The sequence below is a fragment of the Marinobacter sp. L-46 genome, assembly GCF_056859535.1.
In genome coordinates this window covers 68990-88058 of record NZ_JBSXOP010000076.1, presented here as the reverse complement: position 1 = coordinate 88058, position 19069 = coordinate 68990, and the positions used below count along the sequence as shown (strand labels likewise).

The window sequence follows — 19069 nt, the reverse complement described above, 5'->3', positions numbered from 1 at the left end:
GGTACGGGCTGCGATCAGCCCGGGCGTTCAGGCCCGGGCGCGGGCCATAGTCTAATACAAGCTGCGGGGTATTCGGTACCCTGCAAGCAGCTGCTGTGTGAACGGGTTGGTATTACTGGCGGCATGCAGGCGATAACGCATGGCGCCATCGTCTACGTTGAATTTTACGTCGACAGCGTTACTGCTCACGCCGGCAATCTCCGCTTTATCCAGCAGCCGGAACAGCGCCCAGGGACCGCTTTCAGAGATGCTGCGCGGCGAACGGTTAACCTGAACCGGCACCAGGGTAATACGGCTTTCCACCGAATCCCGCAGGGTGTTGGGCCATACCAGCGGTATGCTCTGGCGCGGGCCATGGGAGAACTCCACCAGCTGGCCGTCGATGTTCACTACCGCCCGGCGTTTGTTGTTGGTCAGGTTCAACGGTTCCAGGGCAAATTCCACATCCAGTGTACCGCTGCGGGTAAAAAAGGCCTGGCGGATCTGGCGGGCACGATCCAGGGCCGACACCACGTCACGCCGCACCAGACTGGCCCGGCGGGCGTCGCCCACGTGCTCCGGATGATCTTCCAGGAACAGCTTCAGGTTCTGGTTGTAGAAGGTTTCCAGAATGCCATCCGGAGCAAAGAAGCGTTCAAAATCCTGCAGGGCGGCATCACGGCCGGCACCGGCTGTGAACGGATAATGCCGGGCCAGGTTTTGCTGGAACGGCTGGTAAACCTCCCGGTACCACTCACGCTCCAACTGGGCCACCGCCCGGTCCAGCACCACCCGCCAGCTTTCCGAGGCCAGCCGGTTCAATATCCGGTTGAGCGGTTCCGGCTGGTGGTTGGCCATGCGCTGCAGGGTGAAGATCGGATCAGCCCCCTGCAGGCCCATGCGGGCCCGGGCCGCTGCCAGGGAGGCCTTGCCGGCATCCGGAGACTCCTGGATGTTGCGCAGGTACTCGTGCAACTCGCCGACCACCTGCATGATTTCTTCCAGCCCCGATGGCTGTTCGCCCTGCTTGTCCGACAGGCGGTTCAGGTCCGAGAACTGCCGTTCGATATCCTGCAGCATACGGTAGTGGGGCGACTGTTCCAGCAGCTTGCGGGCGGCCTCGGCTTCCCCTTCGCCTACAGGAATCAGGCGGGTGTTGTTCTGTACCTGGGCCAGAAAGCGAGTCAGGGGCTGGTGGCCGCTGGTCAGGCTTTCCAGCATGCGCACACCGTGGTTCAAGTCTTCAAACCGGTGGATATCCACCCGGCTGATGGCCGTGCGCCAGGCGTCTGCGTAGTTCTCTGCGTAAAGGGTTTGCAGGCTGGCCAGCAGTTCTGCTTCATCCGCCTTGCTGAAGTCCACATCGTTGCGGCGGCCCAGTACCCAGGCATCCACCAGCGCCAGCTCGGTTACAGACCCGGACTTGCCCAGGAACCACTTCTCCAGGCCGTCACGGGTCAGCAGGGCCGGAATGGAGAGCGGATCTTCCGTGCCCGGCAGCTCATCGCCCAGCGGTTCGCCGTAGGCATCCAGCCGGGTGAACACCGTGGTGAAGGCAGGGCCTGAGCTGCGGGCCAGTTCCAGCGGGGCCTGGAATTCCCGGCCGGCTTCCACTTCCAGGTCACGGTAAACGCGATCAGGCGTGCTGATGCGGCCCAGCTCGTGCTGCGCCCACTGCACACTGCTGCGGAAGGGCGCCAGGGCCATGGCAGCGGTCTGGTCGCCGTCGGCAGCCATGCCGGCCAGGTCGGTGTGGGCCATGGCGTACTGCAGGTGGCCATACAGCCGGTTCTGTACATCCCGCTGGCCTGGGAAGCGCGACTGCCAGTATTCGCGCATATAGCCAGAGACAAGGTCACTGCGGCGACCGCTGGCATCGTAGAGCATGCGAAGCACCCGAAGGTGTTCCAGCCGCTCGGTGCTGTCATCCGGCGCCCGGCCCATTTCTTCCATCACACCGAACATCAATGCCGGAAGGTACTGGTAGGCCAGCATATCCAGGTAGGCGGCATCCACTTCCGGGCCGACCTTGTGGCCCTGATACAGGCCCATATCGGTGACCAACGGCCATTCCTTTCGATAATCACCAAACGCCAGGGTGGCTTCCCGCAGCTGATCCAGGGGCTGCAGCAGGTTGCGACCAGTGCTGTCCGGCTCGTAGCCCACTGGCTGCCAGTCGTTGATGAACGAGTTCACCCGGGTTTTCACCTGGGCAGCCGCCTCGGCGTTCTTGATGAAGTAATGCTGCCAGCCGGCGGTCACACCGGCACCGGCGCACAGGGCAACCATGGCGGCCAACGCCACCTTGCGCCGGCGCTTGCTGACAACCTTACGGTTATCGCCGGCCAGCCCGGCCTCCCGGTAAACGATGTCAGGAAACAGGTTGCGGGTGAACAAGCTGGCTGACTGCCCGCCCCGCTGGGCCGGCTGAATCGGGCCGGTCACCTGGTAGTTACGGGCAGCGGCAGAGACAAAGGCATCTTCGGGCACGCCTTCCTGCAGAACCGAGGTAAAGAAAGTACCGCGCACCAGTGCTGGAGTGGAGAAGGCATCGGCTGACAACAGGTCGGCCAGGAACTGTTCCATGGTCGGTTTCAGGCCGGCCAGCTGGCGGGTAAAGGAATAGGCCGCTGCCCGTTCCTCGTTATCCCGGGTGTTCGCCAGCACGTCCGGCAGGCGTTGGGACAACTCCTCCACCATCTCACTGTAGCTGTCCGCAAACTGCTCCAGCCAGTGATCATGGTCCTGCTGGCTCTCCAGCCGGAAGGTAAAGCCCAGGGCTTTTTCCTTCTCGGCTTTCGACAGGGTTCGCACAAAAGGCGCAAAGCCGTACATCAGGTCCATTTTGGTGAAAGTGACATACACCGGCAGCCGTGACCCCAGCTGCTCCATCAGTTCCCGCAGCCGTGTGCGCAGCAGTATGGCATGGGCTTCCCGTTGCTGGTCGCTGGCGGTGCTCAGGCGCGCCAGGTCCACGGCCAGGATCACGCCGTTCAGCGGGCGCTGAGGCCGGCTGCGCTCCAGCCAGCCGATAAAGTGGTTCCACAGCCGGTTCTGGATCTCACCGGTGGCGCCCTCACCCTGGTTCTGACTCAGCAGTTCACCGTCCGGGTCGATCAGTACGCCGTTGTCACCAATCCACCAGTCAAAGCTGAACGGATTGCGGTCACCACGATTGTTACGGGTGACGTTGGTCAGGGTGTAAGTCTGCCCGGCCCGCTGAATCAGGCTGGTTTTGCCAGCATCTTCCAGCCCCATCACCAGGTACCAGGGCAAGCGGTAAAACCCCTTGCGGCCCGGCAGGTTGCTCTTCAGGGCCTGTAACTGGCGGTCCAGCAAACGCTGCTGTCGGCGCTCCATGGGCAGGATCGGATCTTCCTGTTCCTGCTGTTCTTCAGCCTTGGCCTTGTTGACCTTGCCCAGCCGGCGCGCCAGGGCCATGCCCCAGAACACCACAACCAGAAGGATGACCCCAAGGGTGACCAGCGCCCGCATCTGCCAGGCCATCAGCGGGTATTCACCGTGGATTTCCAGCCTTGGCCCCAGCCACCAGGTGGCCACCAGCAAGGCAACCACGCCCAGTACCAGGGTGACCGGGGCGGCGTTACGAATGTATGGCAGAAGCCAACGACCAATGAGTAATGCTTTTCTCCACATGGTTTCCATTCCTGCGTTAGATGCGTGCGGGCGTTACGCCAGTCGTTCCAGTTGTTTGATCAGGCCCGGTTCCCAGTCTTCCAGGACCAGCCCCTGAACCTGGTTTTTCAGGTCCTGCAGGTGTTCGCCAGCCATGGTTTTCAGGCCGGTTTCTTTCAGCAAGCGGGCACTGGCCAGGCGCCAGTAGAAGCGCTCCCTCGGTTCCCTTGCCTCCGCCAGTCCCTGCTCCAGAAGCTCCATGGCCGAAGCCAGCTTATTCTGCCCCGCCAGCTCCAGCGCGCTGTCCAGGGCCTGCTCCCAGGCATTGGCCCCACCGCCACCACCCTTGGCGGAAACCGGCGTGGTGTGCAGCCAGTCGGCGGCCTGGTCACTGAGGAACGGGGTGCCGTCGTTAAACGTGAGTTCCGCCAGTTGCGGCAAACGTTCGACAAACGCTTTCAAGGCTTCCCGGATGGCCTCGGCGCAGTCGCCGTGGCCAAGGGCGGCGGCTACCCGGGCGCTCAACCAGTGGCCGTCGAGCCAGAACGGGCTTACCGACAGGCTTTGTTCAATGCGCTGCCAGAGTTCGTTGTCAGGCGTTTTCTCCAGTGCTTCCCGGTATTCCGACACCCGGTCGGCACTCACGGCGGCCAGGTCGGTGCGTTTGCCATCCCGGGTCGGTGGCAGGCTGGTAATGCTTTGCCAGATGGCATGGCGGCGCATCCGGTAACCCAGGGGATTGTCCGGCTCGGTGCCGGTCAGCAGTTCGGCCACTTTCAGCAGGCTCTGGCGGGTGGCCCGTTCGTTGCCGGGGTCCAGGGTGAGGTTGCCCAGAGCTGCCGGTGTCGTCGCTGAACCTGCAGGTTTAGGACTTGCCGGGCCCTGGTTCGTGCCCGCCGGCGTCGAAGCGGGTTCTGTTGCGCTCTGGCTACCGGTGGGCTGATCCTGCCGGGGCAGTTTCTCTACAGTACGTTTGAAGTCAAACAGAACATCATCCGGCAAATCCCGCGCCCGGGCCTGGTCATCCAGCCGGGTAATCAGGTCCAGGCAGAACTGCCGGCCATCGCCGGCACTGGCATCAAACACCAGGCTTTCCACCGGTTTCAGGGCGCGCTGCAGTATCTGGGTGAACAGCATTTTCCGGGCCCTCTGGCCCTTTGCTCCGGGGTAAGGCCACGCTGTTTCCCACCAGTCGTCCAGCACCCGGTGCAGCAGATACAGAGACAGCACAAAGCGTTCGCCGTCCCCACCCCGCTGCAGGCTCACCATCAGAAACCCGAGCACCTTGATATCCTTGCTGCGGTCCGCCAGCAGCTGCAGCGCCACGCTTTCCACTTTGTTCCAGTCGATATCGTTGTGGGCCAGCGAACCCACCTTCATTACTTCGTCTTCCAGAAACTCCAGTGCGCTGTCCTCGGCCAGGCTTTCACCCACGGCAGACTCACCCGGGATAGCGCCAAGCACCTGGTCTACGTACGGATGTTGTTCGATCACCTGCATCACATTGCTCCCTTACCAGCCACAGGCCTGACGCAAAGGCTTGATGGCCTCCGCGTAGCCGGTGAGGTCAAACAACAGACCATCCAGCTCTGCCACATCGGCCTGAACCCGGGTATCCGGCTCCCGAACCATGGCCAAAACGGTGCGAATAGCGGGCAGGCCACGGCCAGCACTGACCACCAGCCCTTCATCCCGCACCCGCCACCAGGCGCGTTCAGCACTCAGGGCCACATTGACCCGCTCCCGGTTAATCGGCTCCGGCAGCATGACCGCAAGTTCGGTGATGTTGTTGTGGCATTGCAGGGTCAGTACCGGGCGCGGGGGCTTTGCTCCCAGGGCGGTCACGGTGACCAGGTGCCCGGCGGTTGCCCCGGTGTTCCGGTAAATCACCCCGGAGGCATCGCCCTTACCAGCCAGGGCAAAGGCCTGGCGCCAGCGTTCGGAGCGGTTCACCCGAGGCTCTCCGGCACCCGGCTGAAAAAGGGCCAGCGGTGTGGCAAAAACCTCGTCAAAACAGGCCAGCCGCTCCAGCCGGTTGGCTTCTTCAGTGCAGGCCTCGGCCGCGGTCAGGCGCGGATCGGCGACGCCATGGCTGCTGGCACACAGCATGGCCAGGGCCAGCAGGCCAGTTCGAACAGGGTCTTTCAGGGTCATAGGTCAGTTACCTGATACTTCAGACATTTATGGGCCAGGGTGCGCTTCGGCAAACCCAGGCTTTCGGCCGCCTGGGCACGGTTGCCGCCGTACTGGCGCAGGCGGTCACGGATGATGGCGGCTTCAAAGGCCTGGGAGGCCGCTTTCAGGTCGCGGATGTCGTCGACTCCCGGCACCCCCGGCACGGTTTTGGGCTCCACGCTTGCCGTCAGGGGCTGGCCGGGTTCGGCAAACAGATCATCCAGGCGCAGTACATCGGGCTGGATGTCATCACCGGCGGGGGTTTGCAGGCAGGCCAGTTCCACGATGTTGCGCAGTTCCCGCACGTTACCGGGGAAGTTGTAACCGGCCAGCGTGTGCAGGGCGTGGCTGCTGATACCCAAAGGGCCGCTGCCTTCACGCTCGGTATACAGGCGGATGAAATGCCGGCTCAGGGCTTCCAGGTCTTCGGTGCGCTCGCGCAGGGGGATGACCCGCAACGGGAACTGGCTGAGTCGGTAGAACAGGTCCCGGCGAAAGCGGCCGTCTTCGATGCCTTCCTGGAGGGGCTGATGGGTTGCCGCTACCAACCGGAAGTCGGAGTGCTGTTCATCCCGGGCACCCAGGGGGCGGAACTGGCGGCTTTCCAGCACCCGCAGCAGTTTCGATTGCAGGGCCATGGGCATGTCGCCGATTTCATCCAGGAACAGGGTGCCGCCGTTGGCCTGGGCCAGCAGGCCTTCCTTGGCCTGGTCCGCACCGGAGAAGGCACCCTTGGTGTGGCCGAACAGTTCGCTTTCCAGCAGGCTGTCCGGGATGGCGGCACAGTTGACCACCACCATGGGGCCGTTGGCCCGGTCAGACATGTCGTGGATCCCCCGGGCAACGACGTCTTTGCCACAGCCGGTTTCGCCCTGGATCAGCACCGACAGCTGGCTGCCGGCGGCACGCACTACCTGGGCCCGCAGGTTGACCATGGCTTCAGAGTTACCAACCAGGGTGTGGGCCAGTTGGTTACAGCGCTGGCGCAGGGTTTCGGCGTCGTGCAGGTGGTCCAGGGAACGTTTGAGCATGCGCCGCTGCCACACCTGGTCGCGGGTTTGCAGCTGGCTGATCCACTGGTGCACCAACAGTTGTTTGATGCCGGCGTACAGGGGCTGGCTGATGATGCCTTGCCAGTCCGGGTGGTCGCCACACAGTACGAGCATGCCAAGCGTGCGGCCATCTGTGCCTTTTAACGGTTCCAGCCAGAAACTTCTCGGGCGCCCACTGAGTTCCAGGAGGTTCTGGAAGCCGGCATGGTCCAGCCGGTAGCTGGCGGCGCGGGTGAGCTCCCGGGGCTGACCGGTTTGCAGCACGTGGGCGAAGGGGTGGCTGAAGTCGTTACAGTCGAATTCGCCCGCTTCGTCCAGTTTGCCGCAGTGGAGGGTTCGGCCGCTGAGGTCGAGTTCCAGCGCCCAACAGCGGGCCAGCCCGAAGATGTTTTCGAGCTGACTTGTAGCGGTTTTGAGCAGCGCCGGCAGGGTATCCTGTTTGATCAGTGCCACCGCGAAATCGATGCCGGTGTGCAGTTCCTTCTGCATGCGCCCCACGTTTCTGCTTCCATAATGATTACTTGGGAGTTCGTCGCCCGCGCATCCTGCGGGGTGGCTTTCCAAAACACGCTGTGAATACATCCTTGTACGCTCCGCTCCGCCATCCATGGCTCCGCAGGGTTTTGGAAAGCCACCCCGCAGGCTACGCTCCGTTCGATTTAAACGTCAGGCAACAACGCCTGTGAACTTGTTGTCGCTCACAGCCAGAGTGACCTTGGTCACCGGCTCCCTGGCCGCCAGCTTCTCCAGCAGCGCCAACGACACCGGCGGTAACAGTTCGCCTTCGATGATCGACTCCAGCATCCTTGCACCGTTTTCACTTCGGGTGGCGCGGCTGCGGATGGCTTCTACCAGGCCGTCTTCCAGTTCCACGTCGGTGTGGTAGCGGGCTTTGATCTGGTCGGCCAGGCGCTGGAGTTTGTCGCCGACTATGCGGTTGAGGGTGTCTTCGCCCAGCGGCAGGTAGGGCACCACTTCCATTCTGGCCAGCAACGCGGGTTTGAAGAAGTTGGCCAGTTCCGGGTACAGGGCTTCTTCGATCTTTTCCGGTGCTTCGGCGTGGTTGACGATGGTCTGGTAGCCGAGGTTGGAGGTGAGGAAAAAGACGACGTTTTTGCAGTCGATCAACCGGCCTTCGCCGTCCGCCAGTTCGCCTTTGTCGAAGGCCTGGTAGAACAGGTTGAGGACTTCCGGGTGGGCTTTTTCGACTTCGTCGAGCAGCACCACGGAATAAGGCTTCTGGCGGATGGCTTCGGTGAGGATGCCGCCTTCGCCGAATCCGACGTAGCCTGGGGGTGAGCCGATCAGGCGGGAGACGGTGTGCTTCTCCTGGTATTCGGACATGTTGATGGTGGTGAGGAACTGGCGGCCGCCGTAGAGCAGTTCGGACAGTTGCACTACGGTTTCGGTTTTGCCCACGCCGCTGGGGCCCACCAGCAGGAAGGCGCCCATGGGGCGGCCCGGCCGGCGCAGGTCGGCGCGGGCAGTGAGCAGGTGCTGGTGCAGGCAGTCTATGGCGGTGTCCTGGCCTTTGATGTGGGCCTGCAGGTAGGCCGGCAAGTGGGTGATTTTTTGCAGTTCGTCGGTGGTCATGCGGTTGACCGGGATGCCGGTCCAGTCGGCGATGACTTCGGCGACCTGGCGAGCGTCCACGCGGGCATGGACCAGGGGTTCATCAGCTTGCAGCTCGGCCAGTTCCTGTTCGATGGCGGCGGCTTCGCTTTTCAGGTCCGGGCGCTCTTCAGTTTCCAGATCAGCAGCGTTTTGATCCGCTTCTGCCCCAGGCTGTTCACCGGTCAGCAGCTGTTCGCGGATTTCGACCAGTCGGGCTACCAGTTCGCGCTGGTCGTTCCAGCTATGCTCCAGGGCTTCGGATTCGGCGGTCAGGTCGGCAATGCATTGCTCAAGTTCCTGTTCCCTCTCGCTGTCGACGTTCTGGCCCAGGGTGTGTTCCCGGCTCAGCAGGTCCTGCTCCATGGCCAGCTGGTGCAGCTCACTGCGCACGTGGCTCAGGCGCCGTGGCGGAGTGCTCAGGTTCAGGCTGACCCGGGCGCAGGCGGTGTCCAGCACGTCGATGGCTTTGTCCGGCAGTTGGCGGCCGGCCAGGTAGCGGGCAGACATTTCCGAGGCGGCTTTCAGGGCGCTGTCGGCGACCAGTACCTGGTGGGCTTTTTCGTAGACGGTGCGCAGGCCACGGAGGATGTGGACGGCTTCGCCCGGGGTCGGCTCGTCCAGGGCGACTGGTTGAAAGCGGCGGCTCAGGGCCGGGTCTTTTTCGAAGTATTTCTTGTACTCGCGCCAGGTAGTGGCAGCGATGGTACGCAGCTCGCCGCGGGCCAGGGCTGGCTTCAGCAGGTTGGCAGCGTCGGAGCCGCCTTCGCTGTTGCCGGCGCCAATGAGGGTGTGGGCTTCGTCGATGAACAGGATGATTGGCGTAACCGAACCTTTCACGGCTTCGATCACGCCTTTCAGGCGCTTCTCGAACTCGCCTTTAACGGAAGCCCCGGCCTGCAAAGCCCCCATGTCCAGGGTCCAGAGTTCAACCTTTTTCAATCGGTCCGGCACGTCACCATTCACGATGCGCAGGGCCAGGCCTTCCACCAGGGCGCTTTTGCCCACGCCGGCGTCGCCCACCACGATGGGGTTGTTCTTGCGGCGGCGGCAGAGGATGTCGATCATCTGGTCGATCTCGGCATCGCGGCATACCACCGGGTCCAGCTTTTCTTCCCGGGCCAGCTTGGTGAAGTCGGTGGCGTAGCGCTTGAGCGGGTCCATATCGGTATCCGCCAGAGGCCTGGCCGCGCCGTTTTCGGTCAGTTGCGGGCGCTCAACGGAGCCTTCGGTTAGCCGGTCAAACTGCTTGCGCAGCTGTTCCCGGTTGATGTCCACCAGGGCCTGGGCCACCCGGGGCATCAGGTAGCGGTCGGAGTTCATCAGCAGGGCCAGGAACACCGCGCCGGAGCGCAGTTCGGTGTGGCCCAGTTCGGTAGAGGCCAGCAGCCAGGCATCCTGTAGCAGCTCCACCAGCAGCGGCGAGAACGAGGGATACGGCTCGGCAGTCTGGGGCTCACCGTTCAGGCTGTCGCCCACCAGCGGCTGCAGTTGCTGGTGGTTGATGCCTGTGTGTTCCAGGATCTGGCGGACGTCAGAAAACGGTGTTTCCAGCAGCTTGAACAGCAGGTGCGCCGGGGTAATCTCGGCGCCCTGACGGCTGATGCACAGGGCAGCGGAGGCTTCCAGCGCCTGGCGTGAAATGTCGTTGAGGCGCCCGATCAGCGCCGGCAGTTCTACCCGAATCACAGTGATGTCCTTATTTCGGTAGTTGGTCCAGTACGCTGAGCACATCCCTGATGCGTTCGTTCAGCGCAATGTTGTACAGGTGATAAATCCCGGATATGGCCGCCACAAACAACCCCCCGATCAGCCAGGCGGGCAACCCGGTGCGCAACCGGTTACGGGCAGGGGCCAGGTTTGCCAAGGCATCGGTCAGCGGCCGGGGTTCCCGGTCACCGCGCAGTTCCCGCAGCTGTTCGTACAGGCCCCGGACAATCTTCTCGTATTCATCGCGGCCGTTTTCCATCACCTTGTAACGGCCCTCAAAACCCAGACACAGGCACAGGTAGATGAAACCCAGCATGTCCCGGTAGCGTTCCGGCTCTTTTTCCATCCGGGCCAGGATGGCGAACACCTTCTCACCACCCCAGGTTTCGTTGTGGAAACGGGACAACAGGGAGTGTTGTGACCACACACTGTGGGCGCCCCAGTCGGTGCCCAGCACCGCTTCATCAATAAATGCGCACAGCACATAGCGGTATGCCACCACCGTGGGGCGTTCGTAGCCCTGCTCCACCAGTTCACGGTCGATGGCCGCCACTTCGTCGGTTACCTGCTGGTACAGGCTTTCCACATCCCGGAAATCCGCCAGCCGGCGAACCCGGATAACCAGCCCCAGGAGAGGTGTCGCCGCGTCGATCAGGCGGTTTTCTTCCTGCCCTCGCAGCTGGAATCCGCTGTTGGCAAAGTCATTGCGGGAACCCGGGCTGTCGTTGTCGGCAAACAGAAGGTCACTGAATGCACGATCACCCGAATCCCTGGTGCTGCGCGGTCTGTCCATTACCGGTGCATCTGTCATGATTTAGCTCCTGATTGCCCAGAATTGCATTTCCAGCCCCGGGTAACTGCCGGCCACGTGGAAGGCAAAGCCGCTGGCGTTGTCGAGCATCTGCCAGGCCTGGCTCTGGTCGTCCAGCCGGAAGTACACGAAACCGGCGTGATACGGCAGCTGGCGCGGTGCCACCGGCAAGGCGGACAGCGGAATGCCGGGCAGCTGCAAGCTGATGAGATCGCGGATTTTCTCCACCGAGGCCACCTTGCACTGCTGCACAAACTGTTTGCGCAGGTCGTCAAGCGGCATGTCGGCCTTCACCGCCAGGATGAACTCGGCATCCATGATCAGCTGGCCATCCTGGACCGGGGCCACTGTCAGGCCGTACTGGCGCTGCTGCAGGGCGATCGACAAGGCACGCGGCTCCAGAACGGTACTCAGGGCCTGCCGCAGAATCTGCATCAGCGGGCTGAAACACGCCACTGGCAGGTCGTGGTCGTAAGGGGTGAACTCCCTTGGCAACCGGCTTTCGTCGGTGAAGGTCACCAGCTCGCCGCAGAGCTCCAGCAACACCTCATACAGCCGCTCCGGATGCAACTGGCGCAGCCGGGCCAGGTGCATAAACCGGGGGTGGGCACGGTTCAGCATCTGCAACAACATGAAGTCCGACACATCCGCCACACCACCCTGCCCCGGCGCACCCACTCGCTCGGCGATGTTGCGGGCCCGCTCCTGCATCAGCCCGGCCATCTCTCCGACAAACCGCTGAAGCCGGGGTGCAGAACGCACACTGAGCATGGTGGGCAGGAAGTTCGGATCCATCACCAGGCTGCCATCCGGGCGCTTTTCCAGGATCCGGCCAACGGCAAGGCTGGCGTAGGCACTGCGGTCTTCCCGCTCCAGCATCAATCGCGGCGCCACCCGGCCCACATCGATGCTGTGGGCGTCGCCATCCACCGAATGCAGGTCGCGGATCTCTACAGTTTGTGCCCGGAACCGGCCGGCGACCGGGGCATCCGGCCATTCCACTTCTGCCAGGGTATCGCTGCCCAGGGGCAGTGCCAGGAACACCACCTGGTTGGCCACCGAGGCATCGGTGATTTCCAGGGGCTCCGGCATTACGTCGTCCTGGGGCAGGTTGAACCGGGTGCCGTCTGGAAACAGCCCGCAGGCCCGCACCAGCCCGACCCGGCCAAAGCTCAGGTACTCGGCGTTCAGTTCCAGGTCGCTGAAGCCATACAGGTGGTCAGACACCGCCAGCGCCCGCTCGTTAATCTGGTGCTCCAGGTATCTTTGTTGCTGCTGGAAATGCTGGGGCTTGATGAACAGCCCGTCACTCCAGACCACTCGGTTGGTGACTGCCATCAGCTTTCATCCGAACGTGTCAGTTTTACTTCCCGCTCGCGCAGGTTGACCAACAGGTGGTAGCGGCCGCCAATGGGGTCCACCCTGACCACCTTTTTCCACTGGGACAGGTTGGGGTAGGCATAGAAAGCAATCACAGCGATAAACCGGGTGTCCTTGCTGATTTCGAACGGCTCCACAAACTTGAACTGGCCCGGCACCAGGGTGTAATCGCTGTGGTCCACATAGTTGCGGCCCAGGGAATCTTCCAGGTCGGTCAGCAGCTGGTCGAAATCACCGGCCATCAGCAGCGAGCTGTCCCGCAACTCGATGATCTGGAACGCGATGGGTGTGGGCGCCAGGGATTCGTTCGGGTTTACATTCGGTTCCGCCAGCATGGTCAGGTCCACGCGGCTGGGCAGGTCTTCCGGATAGCCCACGGGAATGTCGGGATCCCACAGCACCTTGGCGGTCTTGGTCACCGCGTTGTACGGGGTGCTGCACCCCACCATCAACATAACAACCGCCAGCAAGCTCCATTTGCAGTACTTCATCAAACATTCTCCCTCTGTAGTTGGCGCAGATGCTGGTCATAAGCCTGGTCGAACACCTCCTGGAAGAGGCGCTCGAAACCCTGCTGACGACTGGATCTGAGTTCGCGGTAATAGTGTTGGTACATGTTCCAGGCCCAGCGGCCTTCGTCTTCGTTGTCTTGCAGGCCACGGCGGTAACCGTGGAACCGGCGCAACAGGGCCTCCGGTGAGAAGGCATAAAGAATCGCTTCCAGGGCTTCCCGAATGGCTTCACGGGTGGCCTGCTGATGATGGTTCAGGCTCTCCAGGCTTTCCCGAACTGCAGCCGGGGCAGACAAGTGCACCGGGCTGCGCTCGGCGGCAAACAGGGTCTGCATGGTGCAGGTGTAGTCGTCACCCAGGCGCAACGGGTTGTCTTCAATCGGCTGCAGGCGGGTGCGCAGGGCCCGGTGCCGCGAATCTTCACCCTGATGCAGGGCCAGCAGGCCTTCGACCGTGGCTTTCAGGGTCTGGCCGGCCTCTTCCAGAAACAGGCGCATTTCATCGCTGTCGGCAAAGTCAATCTCGGCTTCCATACCGCGCATCAGGGGGGCACCGCTGATGTGTTGCCGGCTGGTGTCTTTGGCTTCCCGACTCTGTTCCGTGGACTCTGACATGCCCTGTCGCTCCTGTGTGTTTGGCCAGGGAGCCAGCGGGTCTTCGCTGATCGGCTCCCCCGCCGGGGTGTGCAGTCCCTCAAGAGGCTCGCGGCCATCCGGCAGCGCCTGGCCGGATTCCGACCGCAACAACGAGCCTTCGGCTACATCCACCAGTTGTCTATGCTGGCCGGCGTCTTCTTCCATCCCGCTGTTAACGGCCGCCTCGCCATTGAGCTCTGCCCGCATCCGGTACCGGCCAATGGTGAGTGTGTCACCATGGTTCAGCCGCGCCCTGCGGCCCCGGCCAACAGGCTGGCTGCTGCTGTTGATGTAGGTTCGGCCGCTACGGTCGATCAAGCAGAAGCCGCCATCCAGGTAACGAACCTCGGCATGGCCGGCTACAGCGCCGGTGCGATGGGGCGACAACCGCCAGGTATCGTTGGCGGCCGTGCCGATAGAGCCGCCACCGGTACTGAATTTGTGTTCAATGCTGGCACCACCGCCGGTTTCGGTCGGGTTGATGATCACCAGGGTTAATGCTGCTGTCCGGTTTGACACCTGTCTGGCTCCTTGCCTTATCGTCGTATCTGGATGCGCACCGCCGGGCGTTCACGGGCCCGCTCCGGTGTTACAAATGAATTCCAGCCGAGGCGCACATCCTCGCCCAGCTGCATGGGCCGGATATCCTTGGGCCGCATCTGCAGTTCCAGGTCGTAGGCCAGCTGCTCCCGGGTGGTGAATTCCACCAGCTTCACCAGCCGCTCATGGTCACGGCCGTTGGGCAGGAAATCCGCAAAGCGGCGCCGGCTCAGGTTGCGCAGGCGCAGGATAAACTTGCCGCTGCGGTCCCGGATGCTGGAGCCCACCAGGGTGTCCTGGCCCAGGCTGGCATTGGCCTGACCCAGCCGTGTTTGCTGGTCTGGCCCGATGGCCACCTTACGCAACACCCACTGTTCGATGCTGACGTCTTCCAGGTCGAAACAATGTGCGACAATGCCGCTGACCACTTCCGGCGACCGGCTGCGGCCCGCCATCTGGCCGGCGTAGGCCAGCATCTTGGACCAGTTGACCGGCGTGGCTTCCCGCAGACGGCTGTCACCCAGCCCCACCAGGGCAAACACCAGTTCGGAAAAGCCGTCGCTGGCACCCGGCTGAAACCGCACGTAATACCGGTACTTGCGCCAGGCCCGGTGAAACAGGGTCACCAGCCGGTGATTGAAAAAATCCAGGAAGTGCCGGCGCACCCCCAGATCCTGGCCCGCTTCCCAGGCCAGGTCCTCCAGGTAGTACCCGGGCAGTGGCGACTGGGAGCCATGCAGGCCGAGAAAGCTCACTTCCATCTGGTAAGGCGCGTGTTCATGTTCCGGCGACAGGGCCGAAACCACATCACTGCCCGGAAAGCCCAGACCGGCCGAGGCCGAGAACCGGATACGCTCCTGCCGGGGCTCGCCGTTGCCGGAGTTTTCCAGGTCGTCGCCGTGGTGCCGGTGAATCAGGTCCACCAGCTGGAAAAAACTGTAACGCCGCGCGTTGCCGAGGACAGGTTCCAGCCCGGCTACATCAGCGGCTGCTGACCTTGCTGTAACGTCCATGTGTACCGTTCCTGGTTGTCTGTATTCACCACTTCCAGCTGGTGAAAGGCATTAATGCTCGCGTAAAGCGCAAAGAACTGACTCAGTACCGTGCCGAACAGGTACAGATCGCCCTCGCTGCCGAAATTCTGCTGATCCAGCTTCAGCACCGAACGAATGCCCCGCACCGGCAAGCCGCGCACCATGCGGTCCACCGGCTGGGTGGCAATCTCGCTGATGCCCGCCAACCGCTTCTGGGAAACCCGTTCCGCCTGCCGGTCGACCAGGGCACGGAAGTCGTACACCCGCAGCACCGTGCGCAGGGCATCCACATCCAGCATGGACAGGTAGTTCAGGGACAGATTGGAAATCAGCGTCCACAACAGGCTACCATCCAATGTTGGCCGCAGCGTGGCCGTGGGCCGGGTAATGTTGCTGAACGAGGCAAACGCCGGCGTGGTCTCGGTGGCCATGCAGATCTCCCCCACCGCCAGTTGCTGGGGCAGCTGCCGGTTGGTACAGATCAATGTCAGCGACACCGCTTCCTGCCGGTTCATACATTCCGACTCGTCACCCCGGACAAACGAAATGTAGTGATCAAAGCCATCTCCCCGAACGCTCTCCCGGGTACGCACCCGGTAATACAGCGCGGTACGGCCACGGTCCCGCTCCACCTCGTGCTGGAAACTCTCGAACGCGGTATACAGCCTGGGCTCACCGCGCCCGGAACGCCCTTCCAGCCAGCCTTCCACCTGCTCGATACTGAACACTTCAAAATGCTCCGGGCAGCGGCTGGAGGGCGAAATACGGTACTCGGTCTGCCGGCCGTTCAAATCCACCGGCTCCCCTTCGTGGCTGAACAGATTCACCGCCGGCGTGCAGTACAGCTGCATGGAATCCCGGGTAACCCGGGCATCCGGTGGCAGAATCCGCCTGAAATGAAAACGCAGACTGATCTCATCCGCCTGCACCGCCGGCAAACGGGACTTCAGCCCGCCGATATCCACAAACCGGAAGGCCTCCGGAAAGCTCAGGTACTCCTGGATAATGCGGTACCCGGCATAGGCATTCTTCGGATACGGCAAAATCGCCTCATCCGCCGCAAAACCCACCGGCTGCAACAGCGACGACGGCAGGTTGTAGACGTTCTCGCCCACCACCAGCTCCATACGGCTGAGGTAATGGTTCAGCCACAGGTACAGGGTTTCAGCGGTGTGGTTATCGCCGCCCAGATAGAACCGCAGACTATCCAGCCCCAGAGCGTTCAACGGCTGGTCCGTATGCAGGGCCAGGTCGACGGTGACCGAAGACACTTCCCGGGAATGCTCGGCATGGGCCTCCGCCACACTGACCGGAAAGATATCCACAGCCCGGCAAGTCCGGAACCGGCACTGAGTCTGACGGCTGGCCTCGCCCAAGGGCCGGCTCTTGATTTCGGTATGACGCTCAACGGTTTGCCGCTCACTGATGGCGTGCAGTTGCGGGTCAAAGCGCATAATGGTGCAGCTGGGCACCGGCCGCAGATAATTCGGCCAGAGCATGTTCAGCAGCGAATGGGTCAGCTCAGGAAACTCGTCCTCAACCTTCTCCCGCAATTTGCCGGTCAGAAAGGCAAAGCCTTCCAGCAACCGCTCCACATCCGGGTCGGTGCTTTGTTCGGACAAAAAGCGGGTAAGCTGCGGATGCGCCTCGGCAAATTCCCTGCCCTGCAACCGCAGAAAGCTCAACTCATCCCTGTAGAACCTGTTCAACTTCATTGTTTACTGCACCTTGTTACTGCACCCTTACTTCGGCCTGTCTGGCTCCGAGCCAGGATGAGGGTAGGCCTTCCAAAAGACGCTTCAAGCCCGTCCGTGGGACGCTTGAGCTCCGCCATCCATGGCTCCGCACACTTTTGGAAAGGCTACCCACACCCCGTCTCTCATACTTGCCGTCAAAGTCACCCGGACCGCAAACACTCAGGTTTGCCGGAGGGGGCGGGGATGCTTTTCTGCCGGGAAAAAAGATGTCTGAGCGAAGCGAGTTGTTTTTTCCCGGCAGAAAAGCATCCCCGCCCCCTCCGAACTCCAATGTCTGCCCCAGTACCAAGCAGGCCCCGACTCAGATAACCCGGTAATAGCGCTTATCATCGAGGACCAGGTCAATGGTGGTCCGGTCGTCACTCCCGGCAACCTGCAGGTAAACCGTCACCTGAAACTTCAACTGCAACGGGTCCGGCCCCGGCGGCAAGGCCACCACATCCACCCGCTTGACCCGCGGCTCAAACTTCTCGATGCACTGACGAATCGCCCCCCGAATCTGGATACTCAGATCCAGCGTACCCAGGGTGGCATCGTTGAAATCCAGCAACCCGAGATCCGGTACGCTGGCGCTGTTGCCCGGATGGGCGTTCAGCAGGCGCACCAGGTGGCGCTTGATGGATTCCACCACATGGGTCACTTCACCCATTCCCTGCCCCTGGGGGGCAGCAGCCTGTTCGAGCCGTTCAAACAGGCTGCCGGTATTGCGAACGCCGTCAGTACCGGTGTCGCCGAACACGGATTAATCCTTGTCCAGGCGGCCAACCAGCGACAGTTCGAAGTTGGCACCCATGTACTTGAAGTGCGGGCGCACGGCCAGGGAGACCTGGTACCAGCCCGGATCGCCTTCCACATCGGAGACTTCCACGTGGGCGGCGCGCAGCGGACGGCGGCTGCGAACATCTGCCGGCGGGTTTTCCTGGTCGGCCACGTACTGGCGAATCCAGGTGTTCAGTTCCCGCTCCAGGTCCTGGCGCTCCTTCCAGGAACCGATCTGCTCGCGCTGCAGTACCTTGATGTAGTGGGCCAGGCGGTTCACGATCATCATGTACGGCAGCTGCGTGCCCAACTTGTAGTTGGTTTCCGCTTCCTTGCCTTCCTTGGTGTTCGGGAACTGCTTGGGCTTCTGTACCGAGTTGGCGGAGAAGAACGCCGCGTTGTCGCTGCCTTTGCGCATGGTCAGGGCGATGAAGCCTTCTTCCGCCAGTTCGTATTCGCGGCGGTCGGTGATCAGCACTTCGGTCGGGATCTTGGCTTCCAGCTGGCCGAAGGATTCGAAGGTGTGCACCGGCAGGTCTTCCACCGCACCACCGCTTTGCGGGCCGATGATGTTCGGGCACCAGCGGTACTTGGCGAAGCTTTCGGTCAGTCGGGTAGCCAGCAGGTACGCAGTGTTGCCCCACAGGTAGTGCTCGTGGTCGCCGGACACTTCTTCCTTGTAGTTGAAGCTGCGCACCGGGTTCTCGGTGGGGTCATAGGGCACCCGCAGCAGGAAGCGCGGTGCGGTCAGGCCCAGGTAACGGGCGTCTTCGGATTCCCGCAGGGAGCGCCACTTGGCGTACTTCGGGCCTTCGAAAACGGCGCTCAGTTCCTTGATCGCCGGCAGTTCCTGGTAGCTGTCGACGCCAAAGAACGACGGCGCCACCGAGGACAGGAAGGGCGCGTGGGACATGGCGCCCACGGACGACACGTACTGCAGCAGCTTCATATCGGGAGTAGACGGGCTGAAGGCGTAGTTGCCGACAATGGCACCCACCGGCTCACCACCGAACTGGCCGTATTCGGCCGCATAGATGTGCTTGTAGAAGCCGGTCTGGGTAACGTCCGGTGCAAACTCGAAGTCTTCCAGCAACTCCTGCTTGGTGGCATGCAGGATGTCGACTTTGATGTTCTCGCGGAATTCGGTGCGGTCGACCATCAGCTTCAGGCCGCGCCAGGACGATTCCAGTTCCTGCAGCTTGGGTGCGTGCAGGATTTCATCCATCTGGGCGCTGATCTTGCGATCCAGCTCCACCACCATCTGGTCCACCAGGGCCTTGTTGACCGGCTGGCCTTTTTCGTCGCTTTTCAGCAGGTTGGCGATAAACGTGGCCACCCCTTTGCGGGCAACATCGTAACCTTCGTCGGCCGGTGCCATGCGGCTGTTGGCCATAACCTGGTCCAGCAAGGACCCTTGTGCTACGGATTCGGAGGCAGCAGATTGCTGCACAGCAGTATCAGACATACCACATCCCTTC

13 protein-coding genes are annotated in these 19069 nt (G+C 62.3%); all 13 read right to left on the bottom strand.

What is annotated here, in order from left to right; all coding sequences use genetic code 11:
* Nucleotides 1–51: 51 nt before the first annotated feature.
* The 13 genes from tssM to tssC all read right to left on the bottom strand — a co-directional run bounded on the left by tssM (nucleotide 52) and on the right by tssC (nucleotide 19056).
* Nucleotides 52–3645: a type VI secretion system membrane subunit TssM gene (tssM, locus tag AC13DJ_RS12965; protein ID WP_474540596.1), complete on the bottom strand. Its 3594-nt coding sequence runs from the start codon at nucleotides 3643–3645 to the stop codon at nucleotides 52–54.
* A gap of 24 nt (nucleotides 3646–3669) precedes the next feature.
* Nucleotides 3670–5115: a type VI secretion system protein TssA gene (gene tssA / locus AC13DJ_RS12960; protein WP_474540595.1), complete on the bottom strand. Its 1446-nt coding sequence runs from the start codon at nucleotides 5113–5115 to the stop codon at nucleotides 3670–3672.
* 12 nt (nucleotides 5116–5127) lie between these two features.
* A complete protein-coding gene (gene vasI, locus AC13DJ_RS12955; RefSeq protein WP_482933281.1) occupies nucleotides 5128–5769 on the bottom strand; it encodes a type VI secretion system-associated protein VasI in 642 nt (213 codons plus the stop codon).
* On the bottom strand, nucleotides 5766–7331 hold the full coding sequence (locus tag AC13DJ_RS12950) for a sigma-54-dependent Fis family transcriptional regulator (protein WP_482933280.1): 1566 nt from the start codon (nucleotides 7329–7331) through the stop codon (nucleotides 5766–5768). The genes vasI and AC13DJ_RS12950 overlap by 4 nt, the downstream gene beginning before the upstream one ends.
* 177 nt (nucleotides 7332–7508) lie before the next feature.
* Nucleotides 7509–10187, bottom strand: coding sequence for a type VI secretion system ATPase TssH (tssH, locus tag AC13DJ_RS12945; RefSeq protein ID WP_482933279.1), 2679 nt, complete (start codon nucleotides 10185–10187; stop codon nucleotides 7509–7511).
* Nucleotides 10153–10974 (bottom strand): type IVB secretion system protein IcmH/DotU, encoded by an 822-nt coding sequence (gene icmH / locus AC13DJ_RS12940; RefSeq protein ID WP_474540592.1) that lies wholly within the window; start codon nucleotides 10972–10974, stop codon nucleotides 10153–10155. The genes tssH and icmH overlap by 35 nt, the downstream gene beginning before the upstream one ends.
* Nucleotides 10975–10977: 3 nt before the next feature.
* Complete coding sequence (gene tssK, locus AC13DJ_RS12935; protein ID WP_474540591.1) at nucleotides 10978–12312, bottom strand: type VI secretion system baseplate subunit TssK; 1335 nt, start codon at nucleotides 12310–12312, stop codon at nucleotides 10978–10980.
* Complete coding sequence (gene tssJ, locus AC13DJ_RS12930; protein WP_022988588.1) at nucleotides 12312–12845, bottom strand: type VI secretion system lipoprotein TssJ; 534 nt, start codon at nucleotides 12843–12845, stop codon at nucleotides 12312–12314. The genes tssK and tssJ overlap by 1 nt, the downstream gene beginning before the upstream one ends.
* Entirely contained in the window at nucleotides 12845–14020 is a 1176-nt protein-coding gene (gene tagH, locus AC13DJ_RS12925; protein ID WP_199456177.1) for a type VI secretion system-associated FHA domain protein TagH, read from the bottom strand. Before tagH ends, tssJ begins: the two co-directional genes overlap by 1 nt.
* Nucleotides 14021–14037: 17 nt before the next feature.
* Nucleotides 14038–15054, bottom strand: coding sequence for a type VI secretion system baseplate subunit TssG (tssG, locus tag AC13DJ_RS12920; protein ID WP_199456176.1), 1017 nt, complete (start codon nucleotides 15052–15054; stop codon nucleotides 14038–14040).
* Nucleotides 15018–16790: a type VI secretion system baseplate subunit TssF gene (gene tssF, locus AC13DJ_RS12915; RefSeq protein WP_473802237.1), complete on the bottom strand. Its 1773-nt coding sequence runs from the start codon at nucleotides 16788–16790 to the stop codon at nucleotides 15018–15020. The genes tssG and tssF overlap by 37 nt, the downstream gene beginning before the upstream one ends.
* 343 nt (nucleotides 16791–17133) lie before the next feature.
* Complete coding sequence (gene tssE / locus AC13DJ_RS12910) at nucleotides 17134–17571, bottom strand: type VI secretion system baseplate subunit TssE (RefSeq protein ID WP_232901848.1); 438 nt, start codon at nucleotides 17569–17571, stop codon at nucleotides 17134–17136.
* Nucleotides 17572–17574: 3 nt separating this feature from the next.
* Nucleotides 17575–19056, bottom strand: coding sequence for a type VI secretion system contractile sheath large subunit (gene tssC, locus AC13DJ_RS12905; protein WP_289102647.1), 1482 nt, complete (start codon nucleotides 19054–19056; stop codon nucleotides 17575–17577).
* Between the last annotated feature and the right edge of the window lie 13 nt (nucleotides 19057–19069).